This window comes from Mucilaginibacter sp. P2_D11 (assembly GCF_056404435.1).
The window spans coordinates 406814-423662 of the sequence record NZ_JBFUEA010000004.1 but is presented as its reverse complement, the minus strand read 5'-3'; the positions used below and the strand labels follow the sequence as shown (position 1 = coordinate 423662).

Annotated in this window: 14 protein-coding genes; 4 read left to right on the top strand and 10 right to left on the bottom strand. The window is 45.8% G+C overall.

Going from position 1 to position 16849, the window contains the following annotated elements; translation table 11 throughout:
* Nucleotides 1–304 precede the first annotated feature (304 nt).
* The 6 genes from AC1DXC_RS08505 to AC1DXC_RS08480 all read right to left on the bottom strand — a co-directional run bounded on the left by AC1DXC_RS08505 (nucleotide 305) and on the right by AC1DXC_RS08480 (nucleotide 10675).
* Complete coding sequence (locus AC1DXC_RS08505) at nucleotides 305–2719, bottom strand: glycoside hydrolase family 31 protein (RefSeq protein ID WP_477458723.1); 2415 nt, start codon at nucleotides 2717–2719, stop codon at nucleotides 305–307.
* A 218-nt stretch (nucleotides 2720–2937) separates the two neighbouring features.
* Nucleotides 2938–4659, bottom strand: a complete 1722-nt coding sequence (locus AC1DXC_RS08500; protein WP_477458720.1) for an alpha-amylase family glycosyl hydrolase — start codon at nucleotides 4657–4659, stop codon at nucleotides 2938–2940.
* Between the two features lie 191 nt (nucleotides 4660–4850).
* Entirely contained in the window at nucleotides 4851–6329 is a 1479-nt protein-coding gene (locus AC1DXC_RS08495; RefSeq protein WP_477458719.1) for a sensor histidine kinase, read from the bottom strand.
* A 39-nt stretch (nucleotides 6330–6368) separates the two neighbouring features.
* On the bottom strand, nucleotides 6369–6812 hold the full coding sequence (locus tag AC1DXC_RS08490; RefSeq protein ID WP_477458718.1) for a response regulator: 444 nt from the start codon (nucleotides 6810–6812) through the stop codon (nucleotides 6369–6371).
* A gap of 5 nt (nucleotides 6813–6817) precedes the next feature.
* Nucleotides 6818–8074 carry a sensor histidine kinase gene (locus tag AC1DXC_RS08485; protein ID WP_477458717.1) on the bottom strand — a complete coding sequence of 419 codons (1257 nt, stop codon included), beginning with the start codon at nucleotides 8072–8074 and terminating at the stop codon, nucleotides 6818–6820.
* A gap of 282 nt (nucleotides 8075–8356) precedes the next feature.
* On the bottom strand, nucleotides 8357–10675 hold the full coding sequence (locus AC1DXC_RS08480; protein ID WP_477458715.1) for a family 65 glycosyl hydrolase domain-containing protein: 2319 nt from the start codon (nucleotides 10673–10675) through the stop codon (nucleotides 8357–8359).
* 65 nt (nucleotides 10676–10740) lie between these two features.
* On the opposite strand from AC1DXC_RS08480, the gene AC1DXC_RS08475 reads away from it, so the two are divergent.
* Genes AC1DXC_RS08475 through AC1DXC_RS08460 form a run of 4 tightly spaced genes read left to right on the top strand, consistent with a single transcriptional unit; the run spans nucleotide 10741 to nucleotide 14117 of the window.
* Nucleotides 10741–12045 (top strand): flavin monoamine oxidase family protein, encoded by a 1305-nt coding sequence (locus tag AC1DXC_RS08475; protein ID WP_477458714.1) that lies wholly within the window; start codon nucleotides 10741–10743, stop codon nucleotides 12043–12045.
* A gap of 26 nt (nucleotides 12046–12071) precedes the next feature.
* A complete protein-coding gene (locus AC1DXC_RS08470; RefSeq protein ID WP_477458713.1) occupies nucleotides 12072–12761 on the top strand; it encodes a DKNYY domain-containing protein in 690 nt (229 codons plus the stop codon).
* 41 nt (nucleotides 12762–12802) lie between these two features.
* The gene (locus AC1DXC_RS08465) at nucleotides 12803–13147 is read left to right on the top strand and encodes a cupin domain-containing protein (RefSeq protein ID WP_477458712.1); all 345 of its coding nucleotides are present in this window, start codon (nucleotides 12803–12805) and stop codon (nucleotides 13145–13147) included.
* A 46-nt stretch (nucleotides 13148–13193) separates the two neighbouring features.
* Nucleotides 13194–14117, top strand: coding sequence for a hypothetical protein (locus AC1DXC_RS08460; protein WP_477458711.1), 924 nt, complete (start codon nucleotides 13194–13196; stop codon nucleotides 14115–14117).
* A 39-nt stretch (nucleotides 14118–14156) separates the two neighbouring features.
* On the opposite strand, the gene AC1DXC_RS08455 is transcribed toward AC1DXC_RS08460, so the two are convergent.
* The 4 genes from AC1DXC_RS08455 to pyrR form a co-directional block, all read right to left on the bottom strand.
* Nucleotides 14157–14678, bottom strand: coding sequence for a hypothetical protein (locus AC1DXC_RS08455; protein ID WP_477458710.1), 522 nt, complete (start codon nucleotides 14676–14678; stop codon nucleotides 14157–14159).
* A 12-nt stretch (nucleotides 14679–14690) separates the two neighbouring features.
* Nucleotides 14691–15614, bottom strand: coding sequence for an aspartate carbamoyltransferase catalytic subunit (locus AC1DXC_RS08450; protein WP_477458709.1), 924 nt, complete (start codon nucleotides 15612–15614; stop codon nucleotides 14691–14693).
* 59 nt (nucleotides 15615–15673) lie between these two features.
* Entirely contained in the window at nucleotides 15674–16039 is a 366-nt protein-coding gene (locus tag AC1DXC_RS08445) for a four helix bundle protein (RefSeq protein ID WP_477458708.1), read from the bottom strand.
* A 138-nt stretch (nucleotides 16040–16177) separates the two neighbouring features.
* Nucleotides 16178–16726: a bifunctional pyr operon transcriptional regulator/uracil phosphoribosyltransferase PyrR gene (pyrR, locus tag AC1DXC_RS08440; RefSeq protein WP_477458707.1), complete on the bottom strand. Its 549-nt coding sequence runs from the start codon at nucleotides 16724–16726 to the stop codon at nucleotides 16178–16180.
* Nucleotides 16727–16849: the final 123 nt, after the last annotated feature.

Sequence of the window (16849 nt, the reverse complement as noted above, 5' to 3'; positions counted from 1 at the left end):
AAAAGTGGACCTCAACCAAGGCATAGTCAGTGTGTGCACCAGGCCTGGGCAACTCTTTTACAGTTACTATCAAGGAATGATCAATAATAATATTGAACACCTTTCTATATTGAACCGGATAAAAAACGTTTTGCTAAAGATTGTATTCAAACTTATTCATTCGGACACCCTGTTTAACCAGGAAATCTTCATGAAAAACAAAGTCTCATGGCAAAAACATTTGCATATGTCATAGTAATCAGGATGACGTTTTTTTTATAAATGTCTGTTGTTAACACCAAAAAGGCCCCTTTCGGGGCCTTTCTTATTTCAGTATCTCTATTTGCTTAAAGTTCTTGCTGAACTTAAACTCGTAGGTTTTGTCGGCGTTTACCGATACTTCTTTTATCTCTTTGCCATCGGCTATTATTTTCGATGGCTTAAAGGGCAGGCCGTTTATTTTGATGTGGTAGCCATCGTAACGTGGCGTGTATAAACCCTCCATGCTTTGTTTGATGCTGAACGATTTTGCCGTGCCTTTTACGATGAACTTCTTCTCCAGGTAAATATCCTGCTCGTAGGCAAATGTTTCGCCGTAATCTTCAAAATAGAAGGAGTTCACTTCGTAATCGCTATAGTAGATATTCAGCTTCACCTCTTCTATTGGCTTTTCGTTAGTGTACTGCATTACGGGGTACTCCGGTATTACCGAGCCTGCTTTTACAAAGATGGGTATGGTATCCAATGGCGTGGCTACCATTATCTCCTGGCCACCGTCTACGGTTTCCAGGCTCCAGAAATGGTACCATTTGCCTTTTGGCAGGTAAACGGTACGGCTTTGCTGACCAGGTTCTAACACCGGGCATATCAATATCTTATCGCCGTAGGTAAACTCATCCTGCCTGAAGTGGTTTGCCAGGGTTTCCTGCTCGTGCATTACTATCGGCCTTAATATAGGGAAGCCGTAACGGTGATGCTCCCAAAAAGTGGAGTACAGGTACGGTATCAACCGGTAACGCAGTTCGATGAATTTACGGTTGATGCTGGTGAATGGCTCGCCAAAACTCCATGGCTCACGCTCTTTGGTATCGCCGGCCGAGTGCGCACGCATAAATGGCGAGAAAGTGCCCAACTGTATCCAGCGGGTAAATAATTCGCCATCGGGCTCGCCGCTAAAACCGCCTATATCCGTTCCGCAGAACGAGATGCCCGATACGGATAAACGCTGCAATTGCACGTTGCCTATTTTAAGGTGTTCCCAGGAGGCTACGTTGTCGCCCGTCCATACAGATGAGTAACGCTGCACGCCGGCATAACCCGCGCGGGTTATGGTGAAGGGGCGCTTATTCTTCATTTGCTTGCGCAGACCTTCGTATGTCGCGCGCACCATTTGCATGCCGTACACGTTGTGTGCCTTACGGTGGCTGCCGCGGAAACCATCGTACTGATGGCGCACGTCATCGGGAAAGGTACCTGCGCCAAATACGGCAGGTTCGTTCATATCGTTCCAAACGCCGGCCACGCCAAGGTCAACCAGGTCGTCAAACAAATCGCCCCACCAGGTACGTACCTCGGGGTTTGTAAAATCGGGGAACTGGCAACGGCCCGGCCACACGTGGCCCTCCATAAAGTAATCGTCGCTACGGCGGCAGAAATAACGTTTCTCTTTGCCCTCTTTAAACACCGAATAGTTATCATCAACGCGGATGCCGGGATCAATGATCACCACGGTTTTAAAGCCGTTAGCATTCAGGTCCTCAATCATCTTGCGCGGATTTGGGAAATATTTAGGGTTCCAGGTAAAGCAACGGTAGCCATCCATGTAATCGATATCGAGATAGATACCATCGCAGGGAATTTTATTCTGGCGGAAGCCGTTAGCAATAAACCTTACCTTATTTTCGGGGTAGTAGCTCCAGCGGCATTGGTGGTAGCCCAGCGCCCAAAGCGGGGGCATGGGGTGCGTACCGGTTAAAATGTGGTAATTTTTCACCACATCCATCATGTGCGGGCCGTGGATGTAATAGTATTGCAGTTCGCCGCCATCGGCCCAAAAGCTGGTTTTGGTTGCATCCTCGCAGCCAAAATCGAAATGCGCCTTAAAAGTATTATCGAAGAAGATACCGTGGGCAATGCCTTCGCTTACGCTGATATAGAAAGGGATAGAGCGGTATAGTGGGTCCTGGTTCCAGCCGTAAGAGTAGGCATCGGTGTTCCAGTTTTTTAAACGTTTGCCGCGCAAGTTAAACTCGGTAGCCTTATCGCCCAGGCCGAAGAAGCTTTCTTCGGGCGCACAGGTTTTGGTACAGAATACATAGTAGCCTCCAAATTTAATGTTCTCTTCCCAGTGCATGGGCGCAGCATCGCTACTGGTAATGATGCCATTGCTATCAGAGAAAGAAATCAAGAAATCCTCCTTGCGAATGTGGCAATTTACTGCGGTGGTAGATACCTTGAATTCCAGTTCGGTCTCCGTTAGGTTAAATGGCACCGCTTTGGTAGGCAACTCGGGCACTGCGTAGCTAAATTCATCCAAAAAAACAGTGTGCGGGGCTAAACGTATGCGGATGATATCCTTAGTTACGATGGTAACTTCTACACTGGCATCGCCATCGGTAAAGAATATTTTATTGCCTTTCTGCTCGGCGCGATTGGGTATGCCAAGGTATTTTTTTACGATGGGCTTAATGCCATCGGCAGGGTTGTTAAGGTGATGGAATTCCTCATCATCCACAATCATATTCTCCTCTGCAACGAGTAATCTGGCCGTCAGTAATTCGGGGTTGGGGTCAGGTATATTTTTTTTCATAAAAAATCAACATTCAATTTACTTTGTTAATTATTACTTAACAGAGCGTACAAAACACATCAGCAACTGATACTTATCAGCTAATAAACGATTTATTAGCGAATATTATGGCCATTATCGGGCCAAAATATGATTTTGGGAATAAGAATTTAGAAAATTAACAACAATCCGCCTACAGATTTTATATTAATTTCCACTCCTGCTGCAATATCAGGCGTATTAAACACCGTTTTGGTTAGCAAATCTGTAAAATTGGTTTCGCCGCTTAAGTTAAAACGACTAAGCAAATCTTCGGGTAGCTTAAGGGCGATGCTTCTTTCGGCACGGTTAAAATTCACAGCCACCAGAACGCGTTGTGTTTGAGTATAGCGCAGGTAAAAATACATTCTGGTATCAAAGCCGGGCTGCCCCTCGTTGGCTATCATCAGTTCATAAAACTCGCCGTTGCGGAGGGCTTCATTGTCTTTTACGGTGTTGAGCAAGTCGCTGTAAAATTTCCTCAATTGCTGCTGTTGTGGGGATAAACCTCCCCCATCAAACTTACCGCTATTCGCCCATTTTTGATGTTCGGGCACGCCCCAATAATCGAATATGGTGCTGCGGCCATCATCGCCGCTAAAGCCTTGTGCGCCATCGGCAGGTTCGCCTACCTCTTGCCCGCTATATATCATCACCGGGCCGGTTGCCAAAGTGGCGCTCACAATCATACCTGGCACGGCATCCCAGGCATCACCCGCAAAAAAGCGACTGGCAATTCGTTGTTCGTCGTGGTTTTCCATAAAGCGTAGCATATGCTCGTCTATGCCCCGGCTGTGGGTGTTCCACACCGCGTTGATATCCCAGGTGCTGCTCCATGGGTCGTTACAGGTCAATTTCCGGATAGCATCGTACAGGCCCACCTTATCATACAGGTAATCGAACCCGCCGTTGTGGATATAATTGTAGTATTGATTTTTATCGTAAGCTTCGCCAATGAATATCAGTTCGGGATGTACGGCTTTCAGTTTGGGTATCAGCCATGCCCAAAACTCTACCGGCACCATCTCTATCATATCGCAGCGGAAGCCGTCAACCCCCATCTCTGCCCAATAGGTAAGGATGTGGTGCATTTTATACCATAGCGGCGGCACATGGCCAAAATAGGTTTTATGGCCATCGAGGTAGTAAACCCCATAGTTAAGCTTAACCGTCTCAAACCAATCGTTAATGGAAGGTGCCGCGTTAAAAACATCGTTGCCCGTGGCTTTGGCAGGGTACTCATCAAAATGCCCGTCCTTTAACGGCGATATCAACTCGTCGCCACCCGGGTTATAACCCGCAGGCACCCTGAAATGTTGGCCGGGGATGTAGTAAAAATCATTTTCGGAGGTAAAATCTTTGGAGGTATCGTCGTCCTCGCCAAAATCGCGCACGGCTTTGGGGCGCATATCTGATGCGTAGGTGCGCGCCACATGGTTAGGCACGAAATCGACGATTACTTTTAGTCCGTTAACGTGCGTGCGGATAACCAAATCCTGGAATTCGTTGATTCGATTGGGCACATCTACCGCCAGGTCCGGCGCTATATCGTAATAATCTTTGATAGCATATGGCGACCCGGCGCGGCCCTTCACCACATCAGGGTCGTCGGGCTTGATGCCGTGGGCAGAATAATCTGTCATGGTGGCGTGCTCAATTACGCCTGTGTACCACACGTGGCTAAAACCCATCTTGCCTATTTCTGCGAGGGCCTTGTTGGTAATATCATTCAGCTTACCGCAGCCGTTCTCTTCTATCGATCCATAGAATTTATTGGTGGTGTTGGCGTTACCGAACAGACGTGGAAGCAGTTGGTAGATGATGAGTTTATGATTGGGAATGGATGATTGCATGCCTGAATGTTATTGCGCGAAAATAAACATTAAGGCGATAATTCAGGGATTGCAGTAATTTCATTGCTTTTGCCGGATACTTCTTGCTGACAAAGGACCGGTTTATTTCGGTCAGAGTGCAAACATCCCGGGGGCGGGGGACGCTAATGCGTCAGCTCTGCTTTTATGTGTGATAAAGCCCGGAATACGATCTATATAATAGGAAATTCAATCCTGAAATTTGTTCCCACATGTTCACGGCTTTCTACCGTTATACTTCCTCCTAAAATTTCAACCTGGGATTTAACCATAAATAAACCCATGCCTTTGCCGGGAAAACCCGAATGGAAACGCTGGTATAAACCAAAAATATTTGTTTTGTTCTTCTCCTGGTTAAAGCCCATGCCATTATCCGCAAAAGAGAGCACAACCATATTATTTACTAATAGGCTTTTAATTTCAATCCTGCCTATAATATCTTTCCTTCGATACTTTAGGCTATTGGAAATAAGGTTATAAAAAATACTATATAGGTAAGCTTTTATCGTAAACAGTTCGCCTATTGCTGAAAAATCATAAGCAATGTTATATTCATAGGTTAGTAATAAATCGTGGATATTCATTTTTATATCGTCCGCCAAATCAGAAAAACAAACCGTTTCTTTGGACTGATTGCCTGATTTTATCTCCAAAATATGGTTCAGATCTTTGATAATATCATCTAAATTAATAGCGGATTGATGAACTGCCCTATTGTATATAATCCTGTCTTCGCAGGGCAGTTCGGGGTCCTCCAGGGCACCCGCAGCGCCAATAATGTTAGCCACCGGGGCCCTCAAATTATGAGAAATGATATAACCAAACTGTTCCAGTTCTGCATTTCGCCGCGACATTTCACCAATTATCGCCTCCCGTTCTGCCATAGCTAATTTTCGCCTGGTAATATCCCAGTTAACGCCGATCATCCTGATGGGGACACCCATATCATTCCATTCAACTGTACCCGTCGCCCTTATCGTATGAACACCACTGTTACCATCCACTATCCTGAATTCGGTATCGTATTTTTTTTCTCCCCTGAGCGCCGATTGTATTTCCTCGTTTATTTGATCTTTGTCTTCCGGATGGAGCCGTGAAGTCCAGGCCTCATAAACTGAATCAAATCCGCTGTCATCAATATGGTATATTTGAAACATACCTTCGTCCCAATGAAGCTTATTGTTGACGACATCCCAATCCCAAATACCCAGGGCCGCGCTTTTAGTAGCCAGTTGCAGCCGGTAATTCAGACTTTTAAGTTCCTCATTTACTTTAACCCGCTCAGCGGTTTGTATGCGTATCAGGCGGAATTTTTCAATCACATTGACCACCGCAGAGGGTAGGCGCGATAACCGGTCTTTAATGATATAATCATTTGCCCCCTCTTTCATGATCTTTACCGCGAATTCATCCGTCATGGTAGCTGTGATCAATATAAACGGGATCCCCACCCCCGAAGATTCAACCATTTTTAAGGCCTCATGAGAATTAAAGTTAGGGAGCGAATGGTCAGACAGGACTATATCAGCCGGATAGTTACCGAGTGCCTGCCGAAAGCTTTCTTTATCGCGCACCAACAATATTTCATGATCAATCAGCCCTTTAATAAGCTCTCTTTTGATTAGCTCTGCATCCAGCGGAGAATCTTCCAATAGCAATATCTTAATCTGAGATTTCATGTAATATTAGCATTAACTAAGTGGTGGATGATTATGCGATAACCAGTATATGCCCAAGTCGGCAACTATTTTCTGAAAGCTTTCAAAATCGACTGGTTTAACAATATAGCTGTTAGCTCCCAGCGAATAAGCACGCTCTACATCCGGATTTTCTTTTGAAGAGGTAAGCACCACCACAGGGATCTTTTGGGTCAGTTGGTCGCTGGTTATTTTCTCCAGCACCTCCAGCCCGCTTACCTTCGGCATTTTCAGGTCCAGTAAAATAACCCGGGGCCTGTTGTTTACATTTCTGCCGGTGTAAATTCCTTTACCGAAAAGAAAGTCGAGCGCTACCGCACCATTTTTTAAATGAATGATCTTTGCATGGGTGTTGTTTTTGCGCAGCGCGCGAATGGTTAATTCGGCATCATGTAAACTGTCTTCTATAAGCAGGATGTCAACTTGTTCGTTTTCCATTTAGTTTATTGTTTGGGGGCTGTTTGTGGTAAACTGAAATTAAAAGTGGCGCCTTTATCAATTTCAGCCGTCGCCCATATTTTTCCGCCGTGCTTTTTAATAATCCGGTGCACCAGCGCCAATCCTACGCCTGTTCCTTCAAATTCTTCCGTATCATGCAGCCGTTGAAACACGCCGAATAATTTATGTGCGTATTGCATATCGAAACCAACGCCATTGTCTGTAATTGAATAAATAATCTCCGCATCGTGCTGAATGCAGCTGACCTCTATAACAGGCTTAGGCGAGTGAACAGAATATTTAATGGCATTGGATAATAAGTTTAGCCATACCTGGCTAATGAGCGAGTGGTCTGCAAGCACCGGTGAGAGTTGATGGATTTCAATGGTTGCCTTATGAGTTGTCAGTACCGTTAATTCATCTACAGCGTTCTTTACCACCAGGTTCATGTCAACATTTGTTTTAAACACACCGTTTCGGCCGAGCCTCGAAAAAGTAAGCAGGTCATCAATGAGCACACCCATTTTTTTGGCGCTATCCTGTACAATTGAAAGCAGCCGCTTGCCTTCATCGTCAAAAATATTTTGGTATTCTTCCTGGAGAATAATGGCATATCCGTTTACGATCCGCAAAGGAGCACGGAGATCATGGGATACGGAATAAGAAAATGCCTCCAGTTCCTGGTTGGCTGCTTCCAGTTCCTCCGTTCTTTCAATTACTTTTTGTTCCAGGGCTTCATTTAATTTCCGGATATCTTCCTCATTCAGCTTTCGGATATTGTCTTCCGCGATTTTTAAATCCCGGTTGGCATTACTCAACTCAGCCGCACGCTTTTCTTTTTCTGCGTTCTGGAACACCAACTCGGCATTAGCGATGATCAACTCCGCCGCACGCTTTTCTTTTTCTGCGTTCTGGAATACCAGTTCGGCATTAGCGATGATCAACTCAGCCGCGCGCTTTTCTTTTTCTGCGTTCTGGAACACCAGCTCGGCATTAGCGATGATCAGCTCAGCCGCACGCTTTTCTTTTTCCTGGTTTTGAAAAGACAGCTCTCTATTGGCAATGATGAGCTCCGCTGCCCGATTTTCTTTCTCCTCGTTTTGGAAATCGAGTTCAATATTAGCTATAATGAGTTCGGCTGCCCTTTTTTCTTTCTCTATATTTTGAAAGGCCAGTTCGTTGTTAGCCAATATAAGTTCAGCTGCGCTTAATTGCTCGGGGGAATTTGCCGGTGCCTTTGAATTAATTTGATCTTTATTCATGGACTGATTAAGCAACTTTATAAAAAATAATTATGCTTTTTAAAGTATGAATGCCGATTGCATAAAAGGCGGCAAGTTAAAAGGTTAGGCTAAAAAAAAGGAACCGGTTAAGTGAACCTGATTTCCTAAGAAGTGTTGGAAGGTACGCTTATTAATCATATTAACAGGCACTTATTTAATAGTAGTTTATTAATTGCGAAAAGCGCAATCATCACCGTCATTAAAGAAAAATAGCAAAACTATTAACCAGTTTTGCTATTTATTTCGCAGGTAATGTGTTTGTTATTTAGTGCCGACGAATGCCTCTTGCTGCGCATTTATTGAAACATCTTCCCCATTCAATAAAACAACAAGTGCCTTTTCCGATAAATTCTTCACCCTAACCCCATCATGGGCTATCCGGATATTCAACAAACTCCCCCGGAAGCCAATCTGGAAGGATAAGGCTTTCCATTCGCCGGGCAACAGTGGATTGAACGACAGCATCCCATCTTTCACCCGCATGCCGCCGAAACCTTCCACTACAGCCATCCACGTACCGGCCATCGAGGTGATGTGGCAGCCGTCATCGGTATCATCGTTATAATCGTCTATATCCAACCTTGAGGTGCGGAGGTAAAACTGGTAGGCGCGCTCCACATCGCCCAGCTTAGCGGCTAATATGGCGTGTACGCAGGGCGATAGCGACGACTCGTGCACCGTCCTCGGTTCGTAAAAATCATAATTGCGGCGGATGGTATCGATATCGTAATCCTCCTCAAAAAAATAAAGCCCCTGCAGCACATCTGCCTGCTTAATGTAGATAGAGCGGAGTATCCTGTCCCAGCTCCATTTTTTCACCAATGGCAATTCTGATTTCGGCAAATCTTTTACCAGGATTTGTTCTTTATCCAGGTAACCGTCCTGCTGTAAATAGATACCCAGTTTCTCGTCATGCGCGAAATACATTTTGGCGATGATATCTGCGAAGCGACTTGTTTCGGTTGCCTCATCAAAGTTTATTTTAGCGGCAAGGGCATCGTATTTTACATTATCAGCTTGTTTTACTTTGCCAATAACTTCCAATGTGTACTTCATGCACCAAACCGCAATGGTGCTGGTGTACCAGTTGTTGTTTACGTTGTTCTCGTACTCATTCGGGCCGGTTACGCCCAACATCACATACAGCCCCTTATCTTCCGAAAAAGTAATCCTTTGCGACCAGAAACGCGAAATGGCTATCAAAACCTCCAGTCCGTAATCAGCCAGGTAGGCTTCATCGCCGGTGTAGCGCACGTAATTGTAAATGGCAAAGGCAATAGCGCCGTTGCGGTGTATCTCCTCGAAGGTTATCTCCCACTCGTTGTGGCATTCGGTGCCATCCATGGTTACCATGGGGTAAAGGGCCGCGCCGTTTTTAAAGCCAAGCAGTTTGGCGTTCTCGATAGCTTTGCCCAACTGCTTGTAGCGGTAAAGCAGCAGGTTACGGGCAACTTTTTGCTCGGCAGTAGCCAAATAAAAGGGCACGCAATAAGCTTCGGTATCCCAATAGGTGCTGCCGCCGTACTTTTCGCCGGTGAAGCCTTTGGGGCCGATGTTCAATCGGTCGTCCTCCCCGGTGTAGGTTTGGTTAAGCTGGAATATATTGAAACGAATGCCCTGCTGTGCTTTGGCATCGCCTTCTATAATGATATCGTTATGCTTCCACTTTTCGGCCCAGGCAGCGGCTTGCTCGGCCAGCATGGTATCGAAGCCCTTGGCAGCAATCTGTTCCAGTTTTTCTTTCAACTTATCCACCAATTGCTCCGCAGGGTAATTTTGCGATGAAACGTTGGCGGCGTATTTGTATATCACCACCTCGGCGCCATCCTCTACCTGTAGCCTGTATTCGGCGCCAACGTATTTATCCTTTAAAACGGCCTCGGCAGGTGTATCAATTTGTACGCCATCTACAAATATCACGCATTTCATACCGGTGGCTACTTCAAAACCGGTTTTTTTAGTCCGCATTTGCACATAGCCGCCATCATCCCAGGCACCTTTGCTTACCTCGTCCCAAAACTTTTCGTCGTAATTCGAGTCCTGGTTTTTTACATCTCCGTCTATAAATGGCGTTACACCACAAATCATGTGTGCGTCGCTCAAATCACAAGGCGCAAACTTATAACGGATCGCTCCGGTTTCATCATCCACTATGCTGCAAAAGCGTGTAACTTCGGCTCTAACGGCTGTACCATCGAGCGATACATGAAAGTTCCTTTTTAAATAACCCTCCTGCATATTCAGTTCACGTCTGAAGCTGTCTACTTCATTTTTCGCCAGGTCGAGCGTAATTCCGCGCACCCTTATATCTATCCCAATCCAGTTGGCTGCGTTCAAAACTTTGGCAAAATATTCCGGATAGCCGTTCTTCCACCAGCCTACGCGGGTTTTATCGGGGTAGTACACGCCGGCTACGTAGTTGCCCTGTAAGGTTTCGCCGCTGTAGGCTTCCTCAAAGTTAGCGCGCTGACCCATACGCCCATTGCCGAGGCTGAATACGCTCTCGGCCACTTTATTATAGTGCGGATCGAACCCTTCTTCGATAATCTTCCACTCGTCAACTTTAAAATAATCCTTCATAAACAGCGTCTTTCGTTAGCTGCGCTAAAATAATATAAACATTTATTTACCTTGCATCACCTGCTATGAAAAATACCGTATTAATTATTGGCGCCGGAGCCGCCGGGCTGATGGCTGCTCATGCTTTGGCCAAAGCGGGCAAAAAACCAATCGTACTCGAGGCCCGCAACCGTATTGGCGGGCGCATCCACACCCTTAGCGATGAATCGTTTTTTAACCATACCGAACTCGGTGCCGAGTTTATCCACGGCGATTTGCCTGTAACCCTCAACCTGCTCCAGGAAGCCAACATCCCCTACCTCCCGGCCAGCGCCGAAATGATGCGTTACGAAAACGGCAATTTCGACGGCAATACGGGTATTATTGAAGATTGGGATCTGCTGATTGATAAACTAAACCAACTGCAAACGGATACCAGCATCAACGACTTTTTACTGCGGGAGTTCCCCGGCGATAAGTATAACGAACTACGCAGCAGCGTATGGAATTTCGTTAGCGGCTACGATACGGCCGACCCGCAAAAGGCCAGCGCCTTTGCCCTACGCAACGAATGGGAGCACGACGAGATGGATGCGCAGCACCGTATAGATGGCGGCTATTGCCGGCTTATGAATTATTTAGCAACCAGCTGCAGGGCCAATGGCGGCGAGATTTTCCTGAACGCTGTGGTAAAGGACATCCATTGGGAAGCAGGTAAGGTGACAACCATTACTACCGATGGAGACGAATACCAAGCCGCGCAATTACTAGTTGCCATGCCACTCGGCGTACTGAAAGCCGGCACCGGCGAGTTGGGCGCTATCAGTTTTTTACCCGCAATACCCGCACACAGCAAGGCCATACAGCAGATGGGATTCGGAGCGGTTATCAAGATATTATTCGAGTTTACGGATCCGTTTTGGCTGGATAGCCGCAGCGAAGATATCGCCGGCAAGAGTATCAAGGAAATGGGCTACCTGTTTTCTGACGAGGAAATACCCACCTGGTGGACACAGATGCCCGAGCAATCGCACGTGCTCACAGGCTGGATAGGCGGCCCCGCAGCAGCCGAAAAAGCAAAGCTATCAGATGAGCTAATCAGCCAGCAGGGGCTGCAATCCCTGGCTAATATTTTTAAGCATGATGTGGCCGAACTGAAAGGCATGCTGGATGCCCTCCGCATTATGAATTGGACCACCGACCCATTCACCCGTGGTTCTTACGGCTACGATACCGTGGGAGCCCCCGAAGCCCGCAAGATATTGTGCACGCCTCTGGATGATACCATTTATTTCTGTGGCGAGTATTTGTACGATGGTACGGCTATGGGTACTGTTGAAGCGGCGTTAAGCAGCGGGGCGGATGCGGCGAAAAAGATTGCGGGCAAATAACTATATTTATCCATCTCTTAAACCCTATGCATAATTTAAAACCTACAACATGTTCGTTACTACTGTTGGCTTTAGCAATAGGCAGTTGTAATGGACAACAAAAAAAGGGCGTGGTATATTACGAAGCGCACAACGGAGGTGGCTTGGGAACATCGAAGATCTTAATACCCGAAGCCGATTCTGCAACTTTCAGAAAATTGAATGCAAAAGATTATGCTGTTGATAAGAACCATGTTTTTTGGAAAGCTGGTGTGTTAGAAGATGCCGACCCAAAGACGTTTATCAACCTCAATAATTGGTATGGTAAGGATAAACACTTTGCTTATTATCTGTCACAAAAAATTGATGGCGCGGACGGAAAAACGTTTGAGGTTTTCGGCAATGGTCCTTACTCTCACGATGCCAAAGATTGCTTTTTTGAAATCGATAAACTCGATGTACCTAATGTAAAAGAGTTTAAAGTATTTCCACCAAATAGAGAACTAATGTATTGGGCTATGGATGAAAGCAATTTATATATCCTGGCAAATAAATATCCTATTGCCGATTGTAAAAGCTTTGAGTTTTTAACCGGAGGATATGAACGCGATAACATTAATATATATTGGGATGGAGAGTTGGTTAAAGGAGCTGACCGTGCCACGTTCAAAGTCACGGGGTTCGCCCGCGCTGAAGATAAGAACTTCAAATACGTCAGGCACAAAAAGCAAAAGTAAACAGCGGGTCGACGTGGCGAAAAAAATAATCAATAAATAACATGATGAACCCTGAACCTCTCACCATTATTAACCTTGCCGCGGAGATGGCTACCGACGAGGCCTATAAAAACATCCCCGTATCGTTCATCAACGACCATGTTATCCGCGCCAGTGTAATGACGGAGGATTTCTATTGGCATTACCACCCCAATTCCGACGAGACGTTTTTGGTTACCGAGGGCTGCCTGCTGATAGACCTTGAAGACAAAACCGTACAACTGCAGGTTGGTGAGTTGTTTAGCATCCCCAAAAATGTAATACATCGGACCCGGCCAAAGGGCAGCCGCTCGGTGAACATTACCTTTGAGCTTGCAGATATGGAAACGGTGAAGGTGGAGCGATAGGCCTTCAAAGTGTGATTATTTAGTTACCTTGGGGGCTACCCCTACTATGACGGTTCCGCAATTAAACAGATTAAATTACTTAAACGTTGCAGCGATGTTGCTGGCATCGTGCCTGGCTATTATGGTGCCGTTCGAATTGGTTTTGCTTTCGTACGCGGTTTTGGGGCCTCTACATTATCTAACCGAAATTTCCTGGTTAAGTGGCAAGCAATTCTTCACCTTAAAAAGGTACGATTATTTACTTATCCTGGGGGTAGTCCTTGTTTGCCTGTTGTTCCGGCTGCCCTTCGTAAAAATGGTGTACTACACTTTCGGCTTATCCATTATACTGCAAACCATACCAGGCAACCGCTTAAGGGCCCTCGCATTTATCCTGGTTGTAGTTGCCGGCAATTTTTTTCTCAGCAATAATTTTTGGCGCACCATTTTCGGTTTGTACATCCCTACCCTCATCCATGTTTATGTGTTTACGGGAGCGTTCCTGCTGTTTGGGGCCTTAAAAGATAAGGTTGTTTCGGGCTATGTGGCGGTATTCATCTTTTTGCTTTGCCCGGCCTTGCTTTGCATCCTGTTTACTACTGTCGAGACCAGACCCACGCTTTGGGCCATGGGCAACTATGGGCATTTTGCCAACCTCAACAAGGTTAGCCTGCGTAATCAATCGTTAAGCATATTTACGGATAAGGCGAGCATCGCCCTGACCCGTGTAATTGCCTTTGCCTACACTTATCACTATATCAATTGGTTTACAAAAACAGGCGTGATTGGCTGGCACCGCATATCTGCAACCAGGGCGGTGATGATTGGTGTAATTTGGATAGCTTCGGTGTCCCTCTATTTTTATGATTATCACTTAGGCTTCAGTTGGTTATTTATCTTAAGCCTCGGCCATGTAATATTGGAATTCCCGCTGAATCAGCGCAGCTTTATCGGCATCGGCCGCGAATTGAAACAAAGGGTTGCGGGGTAAGTTTGCGCCCTGATACCGGTAAAGGAAAGCAGGACATTATCAAGCAATAATATGCTCAAATTCGGTGAGTTGCTTAAAGCGTTGCTCGTTTACTTTCCACAAATACCGGTAATATAAAGAGGTTATTAATCCGCCAATAAGGTAAGCGCCGCCGGTTACAATAAACATGTAAGATAATTCGGCAAAAAGTTTTTGCACGCCAAATACAGCAATGGCTATCAGGCATAAAAACAAGGCCAATATACCGCCTTGGATAACGCCGCCATCAAACAAGCAGTAACTTAGCTTTCCTTCGGTGCGGGTTTGTTCCCATTGTTTCACAAACCGAATATTCTCGGCATCTTCTACGGTAAGACCTTTTGCCTTCAGTCGCTCAATTTCGTGCAGTTTGGCATCGTGGCGAAAATAATCGCGAAAGCCATATGCAGAAAAGAACAGCCAAAAGTACGTGCCGAAAAAATAGTCGCAGGTAACAACGCCTATTAAAATTAATAACGCTAAGATAAGGAGGATGTTTTTATGATGGAAGCTCCAATATTTTTCAAAGAGGCCCTTATTCATAAATTTTGAATTTTACGCCCCCTGCCCTGCCAGCAGATAAAGCACCGCCATGCGGATAGCAACGCCATTCTCCACCTGATCCAGGATGATGGATTGTTTGCTGTCAGCTACATCGCTGGTTATTTCCACGCCACGGTTGATGGGGCCCGGGTGCATAATGGTGATTTCTTTATCCAGCGAATCGAGGATTTGCTTGTTCAAGCCGTAAAGCATAGTGTATTCGCGCTGCGAGGGGAAGTAGCGGATGTCCTGCCTTTCCAGCTGGATGCGCAGCATATTGGCCACATCGCACCAGTTGAGGGCCTTTATCAGGTTATGCTCCACCAATACGCCCAGGGAACGGATATATTTGGGTATCAGGGTGGTGGGTCCGCAAACCATCACTTCGGCACCCAATTGTTTAAGGCAAAGGATATTGGAAAGCGCCACGCGCGAATGCAAAATATCACCCACGATGACCACCTTTTTACCGGCCACCTCGCCATAACGTTCACGGATGGAAAAGGCATCCAGCAGGGCTTGGGTAGGGTGCTCGTGCGCACCGTCGCCGGCGTTTACGATCTGGGCCTTTACGTGCTTGGCTAAAAAAACGCCTGCGCCGGCATAAGGGTGGCGCATCACTACCATATCCACTTTCATGGCCAGGATATTGTTCACGGTATCTACCAGCGTTTCGCCTTTGCTAACCGATGAGGACGATGCCGAGAAATTCACTACATCCGCAGAAAGCCTTTTCTCCGCCAGCTCGAACGATAAACGGGTACGGGTAGAGTTCTCGAAGAATATATTGGCGATGGTTACATCGCGCAGCGAAGGCACTTTTTTGATGGGCCGGTTAAGCACCGTTTTAAAATTATCAGCAGTTTCGAATATCTTTTCGATATCCGAAAGGTTCAAATCTTTAATACCTAAAAGATGCCTTGTACTTAATGCCATGTTTAAATATCGAATATCGAACTCCGAATATCGAATGATGAAGTAAAAAGATAAATAGCCTATTTACCGATATTCTTTTTAGCAGTATCTATACTCCTAACAAATATTGCAACAAGCTGATTGCACTCATCCTTTACAGGCATCACCTTATCCAGGTCGTATAACCCTTTTCTTTCTATTATCTTAATTGAAATCAACGATTCCCTTAATTCTTTTAGGATGATTTTCATTTTGTGGATGAAATCATTCCGAGATTCTGCCGATTGTGCTTCGCCATAATTTAAGGCAGGCGAACAGCCAGACCTTACCAATTGCCCAGCAATGTAGTTGCCTAATCTCGTGGCTGGTAACTTCTCAACAACGTCAGCAACCATAACAGCAAAATCAATCAGCCTTTCCTCTAAATCGTATTTGCTATTGGTCATTATTCTATTCTTTCCCCCTCTTCAAACACTTCATTATTCGGTGTCCGACATTCGGTGTTCGATGTTATTTATTCCTTAACTCTTTCGTTCTTTCTTCAAACACTTCATTATTCGGAGTTCGACATTCGGTGTTCGATATTATTCTTTAGCTTCCGATACCAGCACAATCCTATCTTCTCCGTCTGTTTCTTTCCAGCTTACTACTACCTTTTGCGATGCAATGCTGTCTACCTCTATGCCCACATAATCGGGCGCAACAGGTATGTGGCGCGAATAGCGGCGATCTACCAGTGCCAGCAGCTCCACCTTTTCGGGGCGGCCAAAGGCTTGCATGGCATCCATGGCGGCGCGGATAGTGCGGCCTGTCCATAGTACATCGTCCATCATGATCACCTTCTTGCCCTCGATGATGAAATCTATCTTGGTTTGATTGGGTACCAGCTGTGTTTCGCGCCTGCGGAAATCGTCGCGGTAAAAGGTTATATCGAGGTCACCCTGCAGTATATTGCTTCCGGGGAGTATCTTCCTGAGTTCTTCGGCTACGCGATAGGCTAAGTAAATGCCTCGCGGCTGTATGCCAATCAGTACCGAGCCCGAAAAATCGTTATGATTTTCGATTAACTGACGACATAAACGCTGTATAGTAATTTGAAATTTCTGACCGTCGAGCAGCGTTAGATTTTGCATCGTTTGGGTGGATTTGGGCAAAAGTAGTAAATAGTTTTGAGTTTTGGGGACGAATTACTGCTTGGTTATTTAACCGCAAAGGTACAACGGCTATTTTACCGCAAAGAACTCAAAGATATATTG

Coding starts and splice junctions, on each gene's coding strand:
- AC1DXC_RS08455 (WP_477458710.1), bottom strand. CDS start 14,678: ATGAATAAGGGCCTCTTTGAAAAATATTGGAGCTTCCATCATAAAAAC.
- AC1DXC_RS08480 (WP_477458715.1), bottom strand. CDS start 10,675: ATGAAGGATTATTTTAAAGTTGACGAGTGGAAGATTATCGAAGAAGGG.
- AC1DXC_RS08475 (WP_477458714.1), top strand. CDS start 10,741: ATGAAAAATACCGTATTAATTATTGGCGCCGGAGCCGCCGGGCTGATG.
- AC1DXC_RS08445 (WP_477458708.1), bottom strand. CDS start 16,039: ATGACCAATAGCAAATACGATTTAGAGGAAAGGCTGATTGATTTTGCT.
- AC1DXC_RS08490 (WP_477458718.1), bottom strand. CDS start 6,812: ATGGAAAACGAACAAGTTGACATCCTGCTTATAGAAGACAGTTTACAT.
- AC1DXC_RS08465 (WP_477458712.1), top strand. CDS start 12,803: ATGATGAACCCTGAACCTCTCACCATTATTAACCTTGCCGCGGAGATG.
- AC1DXC_RS08500 (WP_477458720.1), bottom strand. CDS start 4,659: ATGCAATCATCCATTCCCAATCATAAACTCATCATCTACCAACTGCTT.
- AC1DXC_RS08485 (WP_477458717.1), bottom strand. CDS start 8,074: ATGAATAAAGATCAAATTAATTCAAAGGCACCGGCAAATTCCCCCGAG.
- pyrR (WP_477458707.1), bottom strand. CDS start 16,726: ATGCAAAATCTAACGCTGCTCGACGGTCAGAAATTTCAAATTACTATA.
- AC1DXC_RS08460 (WP_477458711.1), top strand. CDS start 13,194: ATGACGGTTCCGCAATTAAACAGATTAAATTACTTAAACGTTGCAGCG.
- AC1DXC_RS08505 (WP_477458723.1), bottom strand. CDS start 2,719: ATGATTGTGGATGATGAGGAATTCCATCACCTTAACAACCCTGCCGAT.
- AC1DXC_RS08450 (WP_477458709.1), bottom strand. CDS start 15,614: ATGGCATTAAGTACAAGGCATCTTTTAGGTATTAAAGATTTGAACCTT.
- AC1DXC_RS08470 (WP_477458713.1), top strand. CDS start 12,072: ATGCATAATTTAAAACCTACAACATGTTCGTTACTACTGTTGGCTTTA.